A 1,147-nucleotide genomic window follows, 5' to 3' on the forward strand; every position below is an offset into this window, starting at 1 on the left:
TAATGGCTCGCTTTTAAAGCGACTTGTCTATCTTACCATATGAAAGTGGTGCCGGCAAGAGGACTTGAACCCCCAACCTACTGATTACAAGTCAGTTGCTCTACCAGTTGAGCTACACCGGCTTTATCTACCCTAACATTATGTAAGAATAAATATGGTGGAGGATGACGGGCTCGAACCGCCGACCCTCTGCTTGTAAGGCAGATGCTCTCCCAGCTGAGCTAATCCTCCATATTGTGTCGTTTCGAAGTATCTCTCGATCTGACAAATAGTATTATATAACGATAAGATATTGTTTGTAAAGACTTTTTTAAAATAATTTTTGAATTTATTTTAAAGCTGTTTTTTCACCTTTTCGTTAAGGCACCTAAAGAAGTTTACCACTTGTCTCATCATTTTAAAAGCCTTTTTTTCATTTTTTTATGTTTTTTTGTTAAAAAGAGCGCTAATATGGCTCTATCATTGCAAAAACAGCAATTTCGAAGCTTTCATATCCTTGTTTTATTTCATATATCTCTGGATAAAAAACATCCAAAAAAGAAATTCTATTATTATTTTATTTTTCTGAGAAATCTTTTTTGCCTAAAAAAGTGTAAAAATAATTACTGGTCTTTACTATTTTTCAACAAATCGTTTCACATTAATTTTTCTGCTGCTTCAAACACTCAACAGTCTTATCATCGATATAAAGTTTTAACAGGAGAATTAATATTAGTATTGTTTCTTTCTCTTCTCTCCTTTTAAGTTAAAAATTTAACAATAGCTGACTATCCCCTTTGGGGTGAGGGTGCCTTTCTATCTCGTGACCCTATACATCACCACTTTACATCTATTTAGTCCAAGGAGAGGTTTTCTTATGCTTTTAGTGTTGACCCTTGATAATTTGAACTGCTGGTTCATATGATGACTGAAATGATAAATTGAAGGAAAGTAAAGTTTAATTTATTTATCAATCAACGAGGGAACAATGTATTTTTACTTTACGAACCTATTATATAGAAGCAAGTCATTCAAAACACAAAAAAAGACCAGTTCCGCATGGAACTGATCCTTATAGAAGCTTGGCGGCGTCCTACTCTCACAGGGGGAAACCCCCAACTACCATCGGCGCTGAAGAGCTTAACTTCCGTGTTCGGTATGGGAACGG

The 1,147-nt window shown here is 35.2% G+C and carries 2 tRNA genes and 1 rRNA gene; all 3 read right to left on the reverse strand.

The features are described 5' to 3' along the window. Positions 1–46 precede the first annotated feature (46 nt). Positions 47–122 (reverse strand) — tRNA-Thr (locus ACLGGR_RS19150). Between the two features lie 33 nt (positions 123–155). Beyond that, a tRNA-Val gene (locus tag ACLGGR_RS19155) sits at positions 156–231 on the reverse strand. Positions 232–1,059: 828 nt separating this feature from the next. Beyond that, a 5S ribosomal RNA gene (gene rrf / locus ACLGGR_RS19160) occupies positions 1,060–1,147 on the reverse strand; the annotation flags it as partial.

Source organism: Bacillus sp. BD48, assembly GCF_046566805.1.
In the GTDB taxonomy this organism is placed as follows: Bacteria; Bacillota; Bacilli; order Bacillales; family Bacillaceae; genus Bacillus; species Bacillus safensis.